General features: G+C 51.3%; 12 protein-coding genes and 1 pseudogene. 7 read left to right on the top strand and 6 right to left on the bottom strand.

Features of this window, described 5'->3' with window-relative positions; translation table 11 throughout:
• Window positions 1-76: 76 nt before the first annotated feature.
• Window positions 77-175, bottom strand: a pseudogene (locus HQ49_RS12810) (DUF1661 domain-containing protein); the annotation flags it as partial.
• On the opposite strand from HQ49_RS12810, the gene HQ49_RS12325 reads away from it, so the two are divergent.
• The 3 genes from HQ49_RS12325 to HQ49_RS09095 all read left to right on the top strand — a co-directional run bounded on the left by HQ49_RS12325 (window position 135) and on the right by HQ49_RS09095 (window position 3,279).
• Window positions 135-224, top strand: a complete 90-nt coding sequence (locus HQ49_RS12325; RefSeq protein ID WP_369794172.1) for a DUF1661 domain-containing protein — start codon at window positions 135-137, stop codon at window positions 222-224. The pseudogene HQ49_RS12810 and the gene HQ49_RS12325 sit on opposite strands and share 41 nt — an antisense overlap.
• A gap of 154 nt (window positions 225-378) precedes the next feature.
• Window positions 379-1,227, top strand: a complete 849-nt coding sequence (locus HQ49_RS09090) for a VanW family protein (RefSeq protein WP_039419626.1) — start codon at window positions 379-381, stop codon at window positions 1,225-1,227.
• Window positions 1,228-1,350: 123 nt separating this feature from the next.
• On the top strand, window positions 1,351-3,279 hold the full coding sequence (locus HQ49_RS09095; RefSeq protein WP_235290114.1) for an NAD(+) synthase: 1,929 nt from the start codon (window positions 1,351-1,353) through the stop codon (window positions 3,277-3,279).
• Between the two features lie 194 nt (window positions 3,280-3,473).
• Here HQ49_RS09095 and carB read toward each other — a convergent pair whose 3' ends face one another.
• The 5 genes from carB to HQ49_RS09120 form a co-directional block, all read right to left on the bottom strand.
• Window positions 3,474-6,701 (bottom strand): carbamoyl-phosphate synthase (glutamine-hydrolyzing) large subunit, encoded by a 3,228-nt coding sequence (gene carB / locus HQ49_RS09100; RefSeq protein ID WP_039419628.1) that lies wholly within the window; start codon window positions 6,699-6,701, stop codon window positions 3,474-3,476.
• An 18-nt stretch (window positions 6,702-6,719) separates the two neighbouring features.
• Complete coding sequence (gene carA / locus HQ49_RS09105; protein WP_039419629.1) at window positions 6,720-7,793, bottom strand: glutamine-hydrolyzing carbamoyl-phosphate synthase small subunit; 1,074 nt, start codon at window positions 7,791-7,793, stop codon at window positions 6,720-6,722.
• 33 nt (window positions 7,794-7,826) lie between these two features.
• A complete protein-coding gene (locus HQ49_RS09110) occupies window positions 7,827-9,710 on the bottom strand; it encodes an amidophosphoribosyltransferase (RefSeq protein WP_039419630.1) in 1,884 nt (627 codons plus the stop codon).
• A gap of 91 nt (window positions 9,711-9,801) precedes the next feature.
• Window positions 9,802-11,685: a membrane protein insertase YidC gene (gene yidC / locus HQ49_RS09115; protein ID WP_039419631.1), complete on the bottom strand. Its 1,884-nt coding sequence runs from the start codon at window positions 11,683-11,685 to the stop codon at window positions 9,802-9,804.
• 129 nt (window positions 11,686-11,814) lie between these two features.
• Window positions 11,815-13,434 (bottom strand): CTP synthase, encoded by a 1,620-nt coding sequence (locus HQ49_RS09120; protein ID WP_039419632.1) that lies wholly within the window; start codon window positions 13,432-13,434, stop codon window positions 11,815-11,817.
• Between the two features lie 414 nt (window positions 13,435-13,848).
• Here HQ49_RS09120 and HQ49_RS09125 point away from each other — a divergent pair, with 414 nt between their 5' ends.
• From HQ49_RS09125 to selD, 4 genes are all read left to right on the top strand, one after another.
• Window positions 13,849-15,672, top strand: coding sequence for an alpha-L-fucosidase (locus HQ49_RS09125; protein WP_039419633.1), 1,824 nt, complete (start codon window positions 13,849-13,851; stop codon window positions 15,670-15,672).
• A gap of 143 nt (window positions 15,673-15,815) precedes the next feature.
• Window positions 15,816-16,946, top strand: coding sequence for an aminotransferase class V-fold PLP-dependent enzyme (locus tag HQ49_RS09130; protein ID WP_039419634.1), 1,131 nt, complete (start codon window positions 15,816-15,818; stop codon window positions 16,944-16,946).
• A complete protein-coding gene (locus HQ49_RS09135; protein WP_018965470.1) occupies window positions 16,930-17,154 on the top strand; it encodes a DUF3343 domain-containing protein in 225 nt (74 codons plus the stop codon). Before HQ49_RS09130 ends, HQ49_RS09135 begins: the two co-directional genes overlap by 17 nt.
• Window positions 17,151-18,197 carry a selenide, water dikinase SelD gene (gene selD / locus HQ49_RS09140; RefSeq protein WP_039419635.1) on the top strand — a complete coding sequence of 349 codons (1,047 nt, stop codon included), beginning with the start codon at window positions 17,151-17,153 and terminating at the stop codon, window positions 18,195-18,197. Before HQ49_RS09135 ends, selD begins: the two co-directional genes overlap by 4 nt.
• The last annotated feature ends 13 nt before the right edge of the window (window positions 18,198-18,210 follow it).

Consider the following 18,210-nt stretch of genomic DNA (forward strand, 5'->3'; position numbering starts at 1 on the left):
GGGTAAGGGCTGTCAACCTAAAGTAGAATTATAGAAAGAACCGGTAAACCAATTGTAGAACTATCCCGCCCAACTGTCAACTTTTTTCAGTACACGTCAATAGCTGTTTGCCGTGCTGAAAAACGTAGCGCGAGATTTTTTTCGTTCCGGTTCGGCAAGTGAAAATTTTACGCGCCGAAACGAAAAAAATCTCGTCCCACTTTTCTCGATTTTACGAATGGTAATCGGCGAGGTTCCGGTGCGTAAATTTTCAACCGATAGTTTGCCCCGATGGCACAAAATCATAATCATCAGTCCATCTTTCGATCCGATCTGACGGGATTATGCATGGAGATAGGACAATCGTTAGCTTTGCAATCCAATGATTAGAAATCCTATATGATACGTATCATACAACCGATCATACGAAGCGAGCGAAGACGCAAATTGGGACGCGAATACTTCATCCTTCACCGCAAGCTGTCGGACTGCTTTTCTTCGATCAAATGGGCTTTACCATCAGAGGGGGACTATTCTCATGGTTGTTCCTATCTGGTCATGGAGCATCGGTCGCTCATTATGCGCCGGCTGAAGGATGTGGACATGTACCTGCAAGAGAACAAACGAACCAATCTGCGACTGGCCATCTCCAAGCTGCATGGTATGATCATACGTCCCGGGGAGACCTTCTCCGTCTGGCGTCATGTCGGCCGTCCGACTGCTCGCAAGGGATACCTCGAAGGTCTGGTATTGAGTCAGGGGAAGATCGGCAAAGGAGTGGGAGGCGGTCTCTGTCAGCTTGGCAATCTGCTCTTTTGGATGTTTGCCCATACGCCGCTGTCCATTGTCGAGCGACACAGGCACAGCTTCGATGTTTTTCCCGATATCAATCGCAGCATTCCTTTCGGAGCAGGGGCTACGCTTTCGTACAACTATATCGACCTTCGGGTCAGGAACGATACGCCCCACACCTACCGACTGGAACTCTGGCTGGACGATACGTACCTGAACGGACGTATCAGTTCCGATACGGAGCAGACGGATCGCTATCGCATCGAGGAGACGGATCACCGCATAGAGCATCAGAGCTGGGGTGGCTATACGCGGCACAATAAACTGGTACGTATCGTCACCCGCGCCGATGGAAGCGAATATACCGAGCCGTTTGCGGAGAATCATGCCATCATGATGTACAGCCCGCTACTTAGCCCACCGCAAAACAGTGGCACCACGGCTTTTGAACGGTGATCTCGGCGGCTTCTTGGGATAGCTCTTTTTCAGAGAAAGACTGAGAATAAAGCATATATTTGTACGGAAATAGAATAAAAACCACAATCCCCATAATCTGAGTTCCCTATGAGATACGGATTTATGAAAGTTGCGGCAGCCGTTCCCTTTGTGAAAGTGGCTGATTGCGACTACAATATCGAACGGATCGACCGCATGGTACACGAGGCCGATGCCAAGGGTGTAGAGATAATGACGTTCCCCGAATTGAGCATCACGGGTTATTCGTGTGGCGACTTGTTTTACCAGCCTTTCCTCCAAGAGCGAGCCAATGACGCCTTGTGCCGACTGGTGGAGCAGACCGCCAATACGACTGTCATGGTGATAGTGGGGATGCCGCTGCGCGTGGAAGAAAAGCTGTTCAACTCGGCCGTGGTATTCCAGCAGGGAAAGATCCTCGGTGCCATCCCCAAAACATACCTGCCCAACTATCGGGAATTTCAGGAAGCTCGTTGGTTCTCACCGGCTCATACCCTGCAGTACTCGACCATCAGCATCGGTCCGCACAGCGTACCGATCGGGCGGAACCTCATATTCAAATGTGGTACCGTGGGTGTCGGCATAGAGATTTGTGAGGATATGTGGACGCCTTTCACTCCGGGTACACGTCTCTGTCTTTATGGAGCGGAAGTGATCTTCAACCTCTCCTCCAGCAACGAAAATGCAGGCAAACATTCTTACCTGAGATCGCTTATCAGCGGCCTTTCGTCACAGGGTATCTGTGCTTATGTATATGCCAGCAGCGGATACGGCGAAAGCTCCACGGACATTGTTTTCACCGGCAAAGCCTTTATTGCCGAGGCCGGAGAGATCGTGGAGGAGATGGAGCGATTCCGCTATGAGGAAAGGATGATCATCAGCGATATAGATGTTTCGCGCATTCAGACGGAGCGGCTCATCAATAGCAGCTTCAAGGCTGCCGTTACCTTCCACACCCATGACGAAAAGTTCAATCAGCTGCCCTTCAAACTGCGTAGCCGGCAAGAGTCTCTCCCGATGACGCGCCGTGTGGATCGCAATCCCTTCATGCCTGAGGATAAAGATCGCAAGGAGCGTTCGCGCGAGATGATCAATATCCAGGTATGTGGCCTCATGCAACGCCTCCTACACATGGGTGCGGAGCACGCCGTAATCGGCATCTCGGGCGGACTCGACTCAGCACTTGCGCTGATCGTTTGTGCGCAGGCCTTCGACCGGCTGGATCTGCCTCGTAAGAATATCATTGCCGTTACGATGCCGGGCTTTGGAACTTCCGAACGTACTTATCGGAACGCATTTGCCCTGATGGAGGCCATAGGCGTGACGGTCAAAGAGATAGACATCAAGGAGGCTTGTCTCCGACACTTCGAAGCCATCGGACACAATCCGGAGGTGCACGATACGACTTTCGAGAATACACAAGCTCGTGAGCGGACGCAGATACTGATGAACTTGGCCAATATGTACAAGGCTCCCGTTATCGGAACAGGCGATCTTTCCGAGCTGGCTCTCGGATGGGTCACATACAACGGCGATCATATGTCCATGTATGCCGTCAATGCCGGGATAGCCAAGACCACGGTACAGATTCTTGTTGATTATATAGCGCATAGCGGCTGGCTGGACGAGGCGGCTTCGGCCGTTTTGCTGGACATCGTCCGTACTCCCATCAGTCCCGAGCTGAAGCCTGTGGGACAGGACGGAAATATCAGCCAGAAGACGGAAGATCTGGTGGGGCCGTACGAATTGCACGACTTCTTCATCTACCATTTCCTCCACAATGAATACAAGCCCTCGAAGATCTACTACCTGGCCGGTGTAGCTTTCAAGGGGATCTATACAAAGGCGGAGATCAAGAAATGGATGATGGTATTCTTCCGTCGTTTCTTTGCTCAGCAGTACAAACGCAACTGTATGCCGGATGGGCCAAAAGTAAGCTGTATCAGTCTGTCGCCCCGCGGAGCATGGCGTATGGCCAGCGATGCCAGCAGTGCACTCTGGTTGGACGAGATAGCCAAGTTCGAAACGGATTGATCTTTCAGAGGTATCCACCGGAAATTAAAAGACGGAGGCGGTGTCTTTGGTATTTGGACACTGCCTCCGTCTTTTTTTCCTCTATCGGAGCAAGGAGGGAGAGAGAAGAGAATACTGCAAGTGCGTCGGTCTTACGACCGGATTTACAAAGGCTCTCTCGAATTTACAATCGACAATCTCAACAAGAAAAGCTACTATTTGTATTCGGCCCAACTCTTGATGCGAATATCCTCGGGGCTATGTTTGCAGAACGCTGTGATGAAGGCAGAAGCCAAACGAGCATTCGTAACCAGCGGGATATTCAGGTCGATGGCTGCACGACGGAGTTTATAACCGTTGGTCAGTTCTCCTGCAGTAAGATTCTTGTTGATATTGACTACAAGCTCTATCTCGCGATTGTGAAGCAATTCCAGAGCTTGGGGCTGTCCGTTCTCGCTCGGCCAGAATACTTTGGTCGATTCGATTCCGTTCTCTCTAAGGAAGTTGTGCGTTCCCTCCGTAGCATAGATCTTATACCCCTTGGCTGCAAGCATGGCTGTAGCATCGAGCATATCCACTTTCTGCTTATAGCCTCCGGTAGATAAGAGCACACTCTTCTGAGGAATACGATAACCCACCGAAAGCATACTCTTCAGTACAGCCTCATCCGTGTCATCCGCTATACAGCCTACTTCTCCGGTACTGGTCATATCCACACCCAAGACAGGGTCGGCCTTTTGCAAACGAGTGAAGGAGAACTGCGAGGCCTTGATACCGACATAGTCCAGATCGAACTCGCTCTTGTTCGGTTTCTCTACCGGCAGGCCGAGCATGATACGCGTAGCCAATTCGATAAAGTTGATCTTGAGCACCTTGCTCACGAAAGGGAAGCTGCGTGAAGCACGCAGATTGCACTCGATCACCTTAATATCGTTACCCTTGGCAAGGAATTGGATATTGAAAGGGCCTGATATATTGAGGGCCTTCGCTATCTCACGACTGATTCGTTTGATTCGGCGGACGGTCTCTACATACAGCTTCTGTGCGGGGAACTGGATCGTGGCATCACCCGAATGCACACCGGCAAATTCGATATGCTCACTGATGGCATAGGCTATAATCTCACCATCACGCGCCACGGCATCCATCTCCACCTCCTTGGCATGTTCGATAAACTGACTGACCACGACAGGGTGTTGCTTGGAGACATTGGCTGCCAATTCGAGGAAACGATGGAGTTCCTCATCATTGGAGCACACGTTCATAGCTGCACCGGAGAGGACATAACTCGGACGAACCAAAACGGGATAACCGACTTCGGCAACGAATCCGTCGATGTCGTCCATCGAGGAAAGCTCCTGCCAACGGGGCTGATCGATACCCAGTTTATCCAACATGGCTGAGAATTTATGACGATCCTCGGCATTGTCGATACTCTGTGCAGAGGTACCCAGGATGGGCACATGCTGTTCGTCGAGACGAACTGCAAGGTTGTTCGGGATTTGTCCTCCCGTGGAAACAATAACGCCATGGGGATTTTCCAGTTCAAGAATATCCATCACGCGCTCGAATGTCAGTTCGTCGAAGTAGAGCCTGTCACTAATATCATAGTCCGTACTCACCGTCTCGGGATTATAGTTGATCATGACGGAGCGGTAGCCTTCCTTACGGATAGTAGCGAGGGCATTGACACCGCACCAGTCAAACTCCACCGAGCTACCGATACGGTATGCACCCGAACCGAGTACGACTACGGAACGCTTGTCATTCTCATAGGCTACGTCATGACGATCGCCACTATACGTCAGGTAGAGATAGTTCGTATGAGCAGGATACTCCGCTGCAAGCGTATCGATACGCTTGACTACCGGCAGGATGCCCAGTTCCTTTCGCATGGCACGCACCTGATTGGCTGCGCTTTCCATCGAAGTAGCATCCGGTTTGAGTACGGCACGAGCTACCTGAAAATCGGAAAATCCGCGCAATTTGGCCTCGGCCAAAAGAGCAGGCGAAAGATCTTCGAGCTTGTCGAGTTCTTCCATTTCCTCCGCAAGGGTAACGATACCATAGAGTTTTTCTAAGAACCAGCGGTCGATCTTGGTCAGTTCATGTATTTTATCTACCGTATAACCTTGACGGAATGCCTTGCTTATGACGAAAATACGTCTGTCGGTCGGCTCATTCAGTGCCTTGTCTATATCAGGAATGACGAGTTCTTTATTCTCAACGAAACCGTGCATGCCTTGACCGATCATACGCAATCCCTTCTGAATAGCCTCCTCGAAGGTGCGACCGATGGCCATAACCTCGCCGACAGACTTCATGGAAGAACCTAATTGGCGACTTACACCGTGGAATTTACCCAAGTCCCAGCGAGGAATTTTGCAGACTACATAGTCAAGGGCCGGCTCGAAAAAAGCCGAAGTGGTCTGTGTCACCGAGTTTTTGAGGTCGAACAAACCGTAGCCCAGCCCTAACTTGGCGGCAACGAAAGCAAGGGGATAACCCGTTGCCTTGGATGCCAAAGCGGACGAACGGCTCAGACGAGCATTTACTTCGATGACGCGGTAGTCCTCGCTATCGGGATCGAGTGCATATTGCACGTTACATTCTCCAACGATACCGATGTGGCGAATGATTCGAATAGCCAGCTCGCGGAGTTTGTGATATTCACTGTTGGTGAGTGTCTGCGAGGGAGCGATGACGATACTCTCTCCAGTATGGATGCCGAGAGGATCGAAATTCTCCATATTGCACACAGTGATGCAATTGTCGAAACGGTCACGCACGACCTCGTATTCCACCTCTTTCCAACCTTTGAGGCTCTTCTCCACGAGAACTTGAGGACTAAACGAAAAAGCTTTTTCACAAAGGATATTCAGTTCGTCCTCATCATCGCAGAATCCGCTACCCAGACCGCCTAAAGCATAAGCAGCACGAATAATGACCGGATAGCCCAATTCGCGAGCGGCTTTGCGTGCTTCCTCCACGCTTTCCACAGCTTGGCTCTGGATCGTTTTCACGTTGATCTCATCGAGCTTGCGAACGAATAGCTCACGATCCTCCGTGTCCATGATAGCTTGTACGGGCGTACCCAGTACTTCTACTCTGTACTTTTCCAAGACACCGCTTCGATACAATTCGACTCCACAGTTCAGAGCCGTCTGACCACCAAATGCCAAGAGAATCCCATCGGGACGTTCTTTCTCAATGACTTTCTCTACGAAATAAGGCGTTACGGGTAGGAAATATATTTCGTCGGCTATTCCTTCGGACGTCTGGACTGTGGCAATATTCGGATTGACGAGTACCGTCCTGATACCTTCTTCGCGAATAGCTTTCAACGCCTGAGAACCGGAATAATCGAATTCACCGGCTTCCCCTATCTTAAGTGCGCCCGAACCGAGCAGCAGTACCTTCTTTATTTTGCTCTTGTCTATCATATTCGTATGCTACTTTGCTTAGAGGTTTTTCAAGAATTCATCGAAAACGAACATCGTATCTACCGGACCACCGCATGCTTCGGGATGGAACTGTGCAGAGAAGAAAGGCTTGCTCTTGTGGCGGATGCCTTCGTTCGTGCCATCGTTCAGGTTGATATAAAGCTCCTCCCAATCACTTCCGAGAGATGCCGGATCTACAGCAAAGCCGTGATTTTGGCTCGTTATATAGCACTTATTGGTACCTACCTCACGTACCGGCTGGTTGTGGCTGCGGTGTCCGTACTTGAGTTTGAAGATACTTGCGCCGGCAGCTTTCGACAAAAGCTGATTGCCCATGCAAATACCGCAGATAGGTTTGTCACCGGCCACTGCCCGACGAATGTGTTCCACTGTGACACCGCACATATTGGGGTCGCCCGGGCCGTTGCTGATGAAGAGACCATCGTATGCTATCTGATGAAAGTCGTAATCCCAAGGTACACGGAAGAGCGTTATATCATCACAGAGAAGCGAGCGAATAATGTTGTCCTTCACGCCACAATCGACGAGTACCACCTTTTTGCTTCCGGAACCGTATGTGATCACTTCGCGACAAGAAGCTTCTGCAACCTGATTGACTGTGTAAGGATCGGCGAAGTCGATGTCTTCGCCTCCTTCGAGAATTATCTTTCCTTTCATCGAACCGTGTTCGCGGAGATGCTTGGCCAATGCTCTCGTGTCGATCCCCGTCAGACCGAATACCTGCTCACGCTTGAGCCAATCGCCAAGGCTTTCGACAGCATTCCAGTGGCTATAAGAATGGGAATAGTCGGACACAACGATTCCTTCCATGTGTATTCTGTCGCTTTCCATAAAGCAAGACACGCCGTTTGGCTCGACTGCTTTCGGCGGAACACCGTAATTGCCCACCAAAGGATAGGTCATAACCATGATTTGTCCGCGATAACTCGGATCAGTCAGACTCTCCACATAGCCGGTCATAGCCGTATTGAAAACGACCTCTCCGGCCACAGCTCGTTCGCAACCGAAAGAATAGCCTTCGAAACGGCTACCATCGTCCAATATCAATGTCGCTTTTCTTTGCTCTCTCATACGTTCTTAATACTCTTTCGATTCTGGAAATAATTATTTGCCATAGTCCTCTTCCATGTAGCTGATGAAAGCTTCATTTACCAAATGGGCCCCTCCGGGTGTCGGATAATCGCCGGAGAAATACCAGTCTCCCGGATGATTCGGTATCGCCTGATGCAAGCCTTCCAAACTTTGATATACGATCTCCACCTTGGCACGCACACCTTCCGGCTTCAATAGCTCTACCATCTTGGCAGAAATCTCCTCGGCGGTGAAAGGCTTATAGATAGTCTTAACGACATTCTCGACCTCTTGTCCGAAGCTCAACTTGCGAAGCTCCAACGCTTTTGCATAGGCATCGTGCAACACTTGCTCCATACCACGCTCCTGAAGCAGTGCCACAGCAGAGCGGAAAGCGACGAATTCGCGCATCTTACGCATATCGATACCATAATAGTCCGGATAACGAATCTGCGGAGAGCTGGAAACAATGACGATCTTCTTGGGTTGCAACCTGTCCATGATACCGATGATGCTCTGCCGCAGAGTAGTCCCACGGACGATACTGTCATCGATCACGACCAAATTGTCTACGCCGGCCTGCACCGTGCCATAGGTAATATCATAGACATGAGCCGCCAAATCGTTGCGGCTATTGCCTTCCGTGATAAAAGTTCTGAGCTTGATGTCTTTGATCGCCACCTTCTCCGACCGAACCTTTCGCCCCAAAATCTCACGCAACTTGGCTTCGCTCATATTCGGATTCTCACGAATCTCTCTAATCTTGCACTCATCCAAATAGTGATCGATGCCCTCCAGCATACCGTAATATGCCACTTCGGCCGTATTCGGGATGAATGAAAAGACGGTATGGGGGATGTCGTAATCGATCGCTCGGAGGATGCGCTCCGAAAGCAGATAGCCCAGAGCCTTTCTCTCACGATATATATCCTGATCGCTGCCACGAGAGAAATAAATACGCTCGAACGAACAAGCCTGATAATTCTTGGGTTCCAAGATACGCTCGATACGAGGCTCTCCCTTGCTATTGACAAAGATAGCTTCTCCGGGCATCAACTCCCGAACGGCCTCTGCCGGCAGATTCATCACAGTTTGGATAACGGGACGCTCCGAAGCCGTGACCACGATCTCATCGTCTATATAATAGAATGCAGGTCGGATGCCCCAAGGATCGCGCACGGCATAGCTCTCTCCGCTTCCGGTGAGACCGCACATCACATATCCGCCATCCCAGAAGGGACTGCACTTCTTCAGCACATTGGACAAATCGATACGCTCTTCTATAAAATGCGTAATGTCCATTCCTTTCAGATTCTGTTCTTTCCCGATACGGAACAAACGCTCCACCTCGCGATCCAGACGGTGGCCGATCTGCTCCAGCAGGATGTGTGTATCGGACATATTGCGGGGATGCTGTCCGACAGAAGTAATCTCGTCGAAGATACCATCCACATTGGTCAGATTGAAATTGCCACAAATGGACAAGCACTTGGCACGCCAGTTGCTACGGCGTATCATCGGATGGACAAAAGTCAGACCGCTCTTACCCGTAGTGCTGTAGCGCAAATGTCCCATATAGCACTCACCGGCATACGGTATCTGAGAGGCGGCAAATTCGGCATCGCCCAGCTCTTCTCGAGAATAAGCCTGAAAATCCTTATGTACCGAGTCGAATATCTCCGAGATAGCATTCGCTCCAAGTGCTCTTTCTCTGAAGAGATATTCTTCTCCGGGACGGCTATTGAGCTTCACCACAGCGAATCCGGCACCTTCCTGACCTCGATTGTGCTGCTTCTCCATCAGGAGGTATAGCTTGTTCAGGCCATACATCCATGTGCCATACTTATCGTGATAATAACTCAGCGGTTTGCGCAGTCGCACCATGGCGATACCGCATTCATGTTTCAGAGGTTCCATCTTGTTTGTTCTATATGAGAAAATTGGCAACAGCCAATACCTACCCATACCGTAAGTCATAATCTCTGTTGCCAATTCCATATCGTTCTATCTATTTTCTCTTTTGTTGTTGGCGTCGCATCGCTTCCTGCTGCCGCTGTGCCTCTTCGAGTCTTGCCATCCATTTCGATTTCTTTCGTGGCTTCGTCTTGTTCGCTTCCAACTTAGCCATCAGCTTCTCTTCGTTGATGATAAAACGTGAAGACATGTACTGGATGACAGTAATAATAGAAGAGAGGAAATAGTAGTAGCAAAGCCCCGATGCATTCTGATTGAAGAAGAACAGGAACATCACCGTAGTGATATAAGGCATCCATTTGAGCATGGCCATACCCTCCTGTCCCGTATCCGACTGATTCATCGTATAGCGGATATAGAGGATATTGGAAATGGACATGAGCAGACAGAAGAGACTGACATGATTGCCATAGAACTGAGACAACAAAGGAATATCGGCCGTCCAGCTGAAAATAGCATCATAGGAGGAGAGGTCTTCCGCCCAGAGGAAACTCTGCTGACGAATGTCGATAGTCGTAGGGAAATACATGTACATGGCTATGAGGAAGGGGAACTGCAAGAGCATAGGCAAGCACCCACTCATCGGACCTGCACCGGCCGCACGATAGAGATTCATGGTAGCAGTCTGCCGCTTCATCATGGATTCCTGATCCTTGCCCGGGTACTTGGCATTGATCTCTTGTACCTGCGGGCGGAGCAATCGCATTTTGGCAGAAGAGAGATACCCCTTATAAGCGAGAGGAGAGATGAGGAGCTTGATCCCCAGCGTGAGCAGGAGAATGATCAGTCCCCAGTTGCTGAAATACTGCTGCAGGAATGTGGAGGCCGGAATGATCATATAACGATTGATCCATCGGAAGATACTGGCACCCAAGTAGACCAAGTGATCGAGATCGAGGTTGTCCTCGGCCTTCACCTCTTTGTCGTAAGCGCGTAGCATATTGTATTTGAGCGGACCGAAGAAGAAAGTGAATCCGGCTTTTGTTCCCGGGCGAACGTCCAACGGGAAGGTAGCGGACATGGTACAATCCTTCAGATAGTCGGACTCGGCTGCTGCCGTCTTCTGCGCCAGCTTATTGTTTTCGAAGTATCCATCGCTCACTAAAACAGAGGCGAAGAACTTATCCTTGAAAGACACCCAGTGCAACGGTTCTTCCAAAATCTTCTTGTCTTCCTGCTTACTGTCGCTCAGACGATCCACCTCATCTCCCGAATACTTATAATAAATAGAGGTATATTGATTCTCAAACTTCCATGATTTCTCCTGACGGCGAATGCGCTGTGACCATTCTATGTCCTGCATCGTCATATTGGCAGGGAAGAGCGATTGCAAGTTCTGTCCGCTTACCGTCATTCGCAAGCGGTAGTCATCCGGAAGGAGGACATAGGCCAGATCAAGATAGGAAGCACTGTCCACGGCCAGACGCATCACGATGGAGGAATCCGTTCGGCTGATGGGAGAGAAGTACAGATCGCGCGTATCGACCAGCCTGTTGTCCACGGTTCGCAGAGGCAGGTTGAAGTCCGACTCTCCCTCTCGGAAAAGATAGAGAGGCTTGCCATCATGCGTTTTATAGTCCCGAAGCAAAACTTCCCGAATGGCCCCTCCCTTGGTGCTGAGCTTGAGAGCGATCTTGCCGTTGGCCAGCTCCACCTGCTCCTCTGCACCGGCTGTCGCAGCTGCCAGCAGTCCATACTGATTATATCCGGCAGCCTGTTTGATCGAGTCGGGTGTGGCCTCCTTGGTTTGGGCTGCAAGGAGTTCGGCTTCGGCTTTCGCTATGGAATCCTGCCGAGCTGTTTCTATCGCAGCCTTACGCTGCGCTTCTATTTCCTGCGGATCGGGACGATTGAGCCATGAAAACCCAAAGATCACCAGTCCGATCAGAACTAAACCTATAACTGTATTTTTATCCATATATTTTCGTTGCGTAGGGGGATCTTCAGCACCGATATCGGTACCCCTTATCCTGTTGCCTGCTCGCTACGGTATGTCAGAGGGGAGGAAAAAATTTCACAACACCCAAAGAACCGACAGGCAAAGCGATTATTCTTTATCTTTTTTTTTCGTTTTGATTGCCTCACGGATGAAAGCCATGAACAAGGGGTTGGGATTGACCACCGTACTATTGTATTCGGGATGGAACTGTACCCCCACGAACCAGCGACAGGCAGGCACTTCCACGGCTTCTACCAAGCCCGTCTCCGGATTCTCTCCCACACATTGCATACCGGCTTTTTCGAATGCTTCGCGATACTGGCTGTTGAATTCGAAGCGATGGCGATGGCGTTCGCGTACGAATTCCTTGCCATAGGCAGCGGCCAGTTTCGATCCTTTGCGCAGAGCACAGTCGTATGCCCCTAAGCGCATGGAACCGCCCATGTCAGTGACCGTCTTCTGTTCGTCCATCAGGTCGATGACTTTGTGCTCGATATTGGATTCAATTTCTGTCGTATTCGCATCCTTGAAGCCCAATACATTGCGAGCATATTCGATCACCATACACTGCATACCCAGACAGATCCCCAGTGTGGGCACATCGTGTTCACGCGCATATTTCAGTGCCACGAGCTTGCCTTCGACTCCTCTGGAGCCGAATCCGGGAGCAATCACGATGCCGTCCATATCTTTCAGGGTCTCGGCTACGTTAGCTTCGGTCACCTTTTCACTGTGAACGGATATGAGGTTCAGCTTCTTCCTATTATATATAGCCGCCTGCATCAGCGATTCGTCTATGGACTTGTACGCATCCTGAAGCTCCACATACTTACCTACCAAAGCGATCGTAACCGTTTCTTGGGCCGTATGCTTCATTTCCAAAAATTCGTGCCACTGACGCATCTCAGGGACAGGACCCACTTGCAGCCCCACCTTCCGAAGTACCGTCTCGTCCATGTGCTGCTGCTGCAAAACCAGAGGCACCTCATAGATAGTAGGCACGTCCACGCTCTGTACCACCGAATCGGGAGCCACGTTGCAGAAGAGGGCGACCTTTTTCAAAATATCGGGCTGAAGCTCATGCTCCGTCCTCAAGACAAGGATGTCAGGCTGAATACCCACTTCCTGCAGCTGCTTCACAGAGTGCTGAGTCGGCTTGGTCTTCACCTCACCGGCAGCAGCGATATAGGGTACATAGGTCAAGTGAACGCAGAGGCAATTCTGCCCCAACTCCCACTTGAGCTGGCGCACGCTTTCAAGGAAAGGCAGGGACTCGATGTCCCCTACCGTACCGCCTATCTCCGTGATCACAAAGTCGTACTGACTCTTTTGTCCCAGAAGTTTGACGTTGCGCTTGATCTCATCCGTAATATGAGGAACCACTTGCACGGTCTTGCCCAAGTACTCGCCCTTGCGTTCCTTGCGGATTACGTTCTGATAGATCCTGCCTGTCGTGATATTATTGGCACGAGTAGTGGGCGTATTGAGGAAACGCTCATAGTGGCCGAGATCCAAATCGGCCTCATGCCCGTCTTCGGTGACATAGCATTCGCCGTGCTCATAGGGGTTGAGCGTACCGGGATCGATATTGATATAGGGGTCGAACTTCTGAAGAGCTACGTTGAAACCGCGAGCTTGGAGGAGTTTGCCGAGAGATGCTGCTACGATGCCTTTTCCAAGAGAGGAAACCACACCACCGGTCACGAAGATATACTTAGTATCTGCCATAGCGCGAAAAGATAGTATTGTTGATACTTTGATCGATAAATCAGGGGTACGGAAAGCTACCCCGAACGGACCAGCCTCCTCCGATTCGTGCGCAAATATACAAAAAGAACGCCTGCTAAAAGAGGCAAATACGACAGCTCTTGCCCGATGCCGGTGCATCAAAATGAGAAATGAGGCATCCGACGAACGGCGATAAGGCTATCCGAGGCAAACTTACACGTCAGCTTTTTCCGTATATTTGGTTCCTAAATCGGATTTTGGTGGTAGCATGATGGCGGAAGGCTGACGCTCTTTTTTCTCGCGAGTATCGGGGACTTGTGTCGGATTTCTATCGTTGAGTTGTTCCTCTCTTATGCAGACAGGACTACAAGATGCAGTCCATCTCTCCTTCGTGCAGTTAAAAACATACGATACATGAAAATCCTGACAACAAATCGTTTCTTGCTGTTTTTCTTCTTGCTTACTGCCATTCCCGTTTTTGGACAGGAGCAAGAAGTCTATTACCTGAAGTCTGTGGATTTTCCTGCCGATGCCACTTTGGAGCAGAAGGTGGAGATGGCGGCAAGGGTTGTCCCCACCCTGCAACAGTTGGCTTGGCAGGAGATGGAGCTGACTGCATTTCTGCATTTCGGTATCAATACTTTTACAGACCGTGAGTGGGGCGATGGGAAAGAAGATCCTGCGCTCTTCAATCCGGTGGAGCTGGATGCTCGGCAATGGGTGCGAACGCTGCGCGAAGCAGGCTTTCGCATGGTAATCCTTACGGCTAAGCATCACGATGGTTTTTGTCTCTGGCCTACAGCCACCACGCACCACTCGGTGGCTTCATCTCCGTGGCGAGAGGGCAAAGGCGATGTGGTGAAAGAAGTCCGAGCTGCGTGCGAAGAGTATGGTATGAAGTTCGGCGTTTATCTGTCTCCTTGGGATCTCAATGCAGAGTGCTATGGCGATTCGCCCCGTTACAATCGGTTTTTTGTCAGTCAGCTCACCGAGCTGCTCACCCACTATGGGGAGGTACACGAAGTTTGGTTCGATGGAGCCAATGGCGAAGGCCCCAACGGCAAGCGGCAGGAATATGATTGGGAAGCATTCTACGACACTATCCGCCGACTGCAACCCCAAGCCGTTATGGCTATCATGGGAGACGATGTGCGCTGGGTGGGCAATGAGCGTGGACTGGGGCGAACCACCGAATGGAGTGCCACGGTGCTTACGCCGGGTATTTATTCCCGTTCGGAGATGGAACGCAGTCGTCTGGGAATTCGGGAGAACTCTCCGGATCTGGGCAGCCGAGAGGTGCTGAAAGACGCTGCCGAACTCTTTTGGTATCCGTCCGAAGTGGACGTTTCGATCCGTCCGGGTTGGTTTTACCATGCTGCGGAGGACAAGAAGGTCAAGTCGTTGGACAAGTTGGTGGATATTTACTTCCGGTCCGTAGGTTATAATTCGGTACTCCTGCTCAATGTGCCACCCGATAGGCGAGGCCTGATTCACGAAGCTGATGCCTCGCGACTGAAGGAGTGGGCTGACTATCTCGGTCAGGCCTTTGCTCATGACCGGGTAGCGGATTCGGCTCGCTATGCCGTTATTCAAGAGCATGCCATCGAGGAATATGCACTCGAGTCGAAGGCACGCATCAATATACTGATGCTCCAAGAGGATATTACCAAGGGGCAGCGAACCGAGGCTTTCGCTGTGGAGGCATGGGTGGATGGAGCATGGCAGGAGATCGGCCGTGGTACGACCATCGGCTATAAGCGACTTCTTCGCATTCCTGCGGTAGAGACGGATCGGATACGGGTGCGTATAGAACAGTGTCGTCTGCCGGTCAATCTGTGTCGCGTAGCTGCGTATTATGCCGAGCCACCGGAGCAGGCCGTTGCCGATGAGTCGTGGAACGATATTCCTCGTGCTGACTGGAAGCAACTTTCGGACGATCCATTGACTATCGATTTGGGTCGGGAGGTCGTGTTGCGCGCTTTTACTTATGCGCCGTATAAGGCCGAAGCCAAGCCTACGACAGCTGTCCGCTATCGGCTGGCTGTGAGTGAGGATGGCGTGCAGTGGCGAGAGATCCCGACTATGGGAGAGTTTGCCAATGTGATCAATAATCCTGTACCTCAAACCGTGGATCTGAATCAGACCGTCAGGGCACGTTTCATCCGCTTGGATGCTACTACCGCATCGGGAGATAAAGCCGTGATCACGATGCAGGAGATCGGCGTAACTGTGGAATAGAGGCACTCAAGTCTCCGAGAACGTCGGTAAATGTGGTTATCTTTGACAGCTGTTTGGATTCGGGCAGTTCGGAGTCGGCAGTATAATGTCTCCCGTAACGAGGAATACCTCCCTTTTGCTCTTGATGAATTGCCGCATTGCGGATGAATACATATTTCGATAACGCCACCACTTCTTATCCTAAGCCCGATGCCATGCGTCAGGCTTTGGCACATTTCTACGATGTGCCGGTGGGGAGTTATGGCCGTAGCCGCGACAGTGAGACTCTGCGCGTTACTTCGGAAGTAGAAGAGTTGCGCGATGCTTTGGCCGATCTGATCGGTGTATCAGAGCCGGCTCATATCTGTTTTGCGGACAATGCCACTACAAGTATCAATACCATCCTGCAAGGCTCCTTGCAGGCCGGCTGTAGCGTGCTGGTCAGCCCGATGGAGCACAATGCTGTGATGCGTCCGCTCCAATGTCTGGCTGATGCCGTCGGCATAAAGATTGCCCTGATGCCTTCGATGCCTGACGGACGAGTCGATACCGATCGGCTGGTCGATGCCATTCCTGCAGATACGGCTCTTGCTGTGGTCAATCTGGAGAGCAATGTCAATGGGCTGGTTCAGCCCATAGAGGAGATAGCCCGTTTGCTCACACAGGAGCGTGGCATCCCTATCTTGGCCGATGCTACACAGTACCTCGGAGCTTCACGACTCAAAGCTGATGAACTGGGATTGGCCTACGTGGCTTTTACCGGTCACAAAGGACTTTTGGGGCCTTCGGGTACGGGCGGATTCTATATCCGTGACCCACGAAGCGTCTGCCCTCTGACCACAGGTGGCAATGGCTTGCATTCGGCTGACTGGACAGTGAGAGAGGAGATGCCTGAGCGGTTTATGGCCGGTACGGTCAATGTGCTTGGGCTTACCGCTTTGCTGGCTTCCGTTCGCCAACTTCCACCCTTTCGTATCGGTCGGGACGCGTGGAGACAGTGTATGCAGCAGATGGAGCGGTTCCCGGGACTGCGGGTGTATGCTGCTGCCAACCCGATCGAGCAGGGCTATCTATGCTCGCTGACGCATGACCGGCTGACGCCTGCACGTATAGGCGATGCGCTGTACGAAGCATTCGGCATCGTCACTCGCACGGGGATTCACTGCGCACCATTGGCGCATCGGTCGATCGGTACCTTTGCTACCGGAACGGTACGTTTGTCGCTCTCTCCCTATCACGAAGAGGCTGATCTGGAGTATCTCCTAAATGCTTTGAGCCATGTCTTACGAAGCTGACAGTCGTTTTTTCCTCTTCTCTACCACTCGCGATTTCATTCGGGCTATGAAGGCTGCCGAGCAAGCCGAACTGACTCATCGCGTTATCGCAGTTCCCACTCATTTGAGTGCCGAATGTGGGATGTGTCTGCACATTTCGTCGGCTCAAGAGGAATTGCTCGAAACTATTTTGAAACGAATTTCCATTCCATATACTATAGGAATATGAACCAATCTTCCTTCGATCTGCTCTCTACGGTCGAGTACGGTGGCTGTTCGGCTAAGCTGGATCCGGCCAAACTGAGCGAACTCCTGCGCGATATACCCTTGCCGGTGGATAGCCGTATCATGGTGGATGTGAGTACGCACGACGATGCCGGTGTGTACCGGCTCAATGACGATACCGCCCTGATCGTAACCACGGATTTCTTCCCGCCGGTTTGCTCCGATCCTTATATCTTCGGTCGCATAGCTGCTGCCAATGCTCTCTCGGATGTGTATGCCATGGGAGGGCGACCACTGTTGGCACTCAATCTGACCATGTTCCCTTCCGAAGGGATTCCCGTAGAGGTTTTGGCCGATATTCTCCGTGGAGGACAGCAGGCGATAGACGAGAGTGGTGCTTTTACGATGGGAGGGCATACGATAGACGATCCCATACCGAAGTACGGACTGGCCGTTACGGGCACAGTGCATCCGGAGCATTTGGTCACGAATGCCGGTGTACGTGCAGGGCAATGTCTCGTCCTGACCAAACCGCTGGGGACAGGCGTAGCGATGGCGGCCCACCGTTTGGAGCTGATCGGCAGTGAAGCCTATGCAGCTGCCATCGGGCAGATGTGTCTGCTCAATAGAGCAGGGGCAGAGTTGATGCAGAAATACGGGATAAGGGGTGCCACCGATATTACAGGCTTCGGTTTGCTCGGACATGCCAAGGGGCTGGCAGAGGCTTCGGGCGTGTGCTTACATATCGACAGCCGATCGGTACCGGCTTTGCCGGAGTGCCTCAGTCTGCTGAGGGATGGTTGCATACCCGGTGCTGCCTTCCGCAATCTTCGCTTCGTGGGGGATATGCTTCGGGCGGATTGTCCCACAGAGCACAAAATGCTTTTGGCTGATGCACAGACATCGGGCGGATTGCTGATGGCCGTCGATGCCGATCGGGCGGAAGATCTCGTGGCGGATTTCCATCGGACAGGTCTGCATCCTTTTGCTGCCATTATCGGTTATGCCACCGATGCGGAGGAAGCCGCAAAACTGATCGTAACTTAAATCATATAGAATA

This window comes from Porphyromonas gulae, assembly GCF_000765945.1.
Lineage (GTDB): Bacteria > Bacteroidota > Bacteroidia > Bacteroidales > Porphyromonadaceae > Porphyromonas > Porphyromonas gulae.

What these genes read in the sequence shown, in the direction of transcription:
- HQ49_RS09110 (WP_039419630.1), bottom strand. Translation starts at nt 9,710, where the DNA reads ATGGAACCTCTGAAACATGAATGCGGTATCGCCATGGTGCGACTGCGC.
- HQ49_RS09135 (WP_018965470.1), top strand. Translation starts at nt 16,930, where the DNA reads ATGTCTTACGAAGCTGACAGTCGTTTTTTCCTCTTCTCTACCACTCGC.
- selD (WP_039419635.1), top strand. Translation starts at nt 17,151, where the DNA reads ATGAACCAATCTTCCTTCGATCTGCTCTCTACGGTCGAGTACGGTGGC.
- HQ49_RS09095 (WP_235290114.1), top strand. Translation starts at nt 1,351, where the DNA reads ATGAAAGTTGCGGCAGCCGTTCCCTTTGTGAAAGTGGCTGATTGCGAC.
- HQ49_RS09120 (WP_039419632.1), bottom strand. Translation starts at nt 13,434, where the DNA reads ATGGCAGATACTAAGTATATCTTCGTGACCGGTGGTGTGGTTTCCTCT.
- carB (WP_039419628.1), bottom strand. Translation starts at nt 6,701, where the DNA reads ATGATAGACAAGAGCAAAATAAAGAAGGTACTGCTGCTCGGTTCGGGC.
- carA (WP_039419629.1), bottom strand. Translation starts at nt 7,793, where the DNA reads ATGAGAGAGCAAAGAAAAGCGACATTGATATTGGACGATGGTAGCCGT.
- yidC (WP_039419631.1), bottom strand. Translation starts at nt 11,685, where the DNA reads ATGGATAAAAATACAGTTATAGGTTTAGTTCTGATCGGACTGGTGATC.
- HQ49_RS09090 (WP_039419626.1), top strand. Translation starts at nt 379, where the DNA reads ATGATACGTATCATACAACCGATCATACGAAGCGAGCGAAGACGCAAA.
- HQ49_RS09130 (WP_039419634.1), top strand. Translation starts at nt 15,816, where the DNA reads ATGAATACATATTTCGATAACGCCACCACTTCTTATCCTAAGCCCGAT.
- HQ49_RS09125 (WP_039419633.1), top strand. Translation starts at nt 13,849, where the DNA reads ATGAAAATCCTGACAACAAATCGTTTCTTGCTGTTTTTCTTCTTGCTT.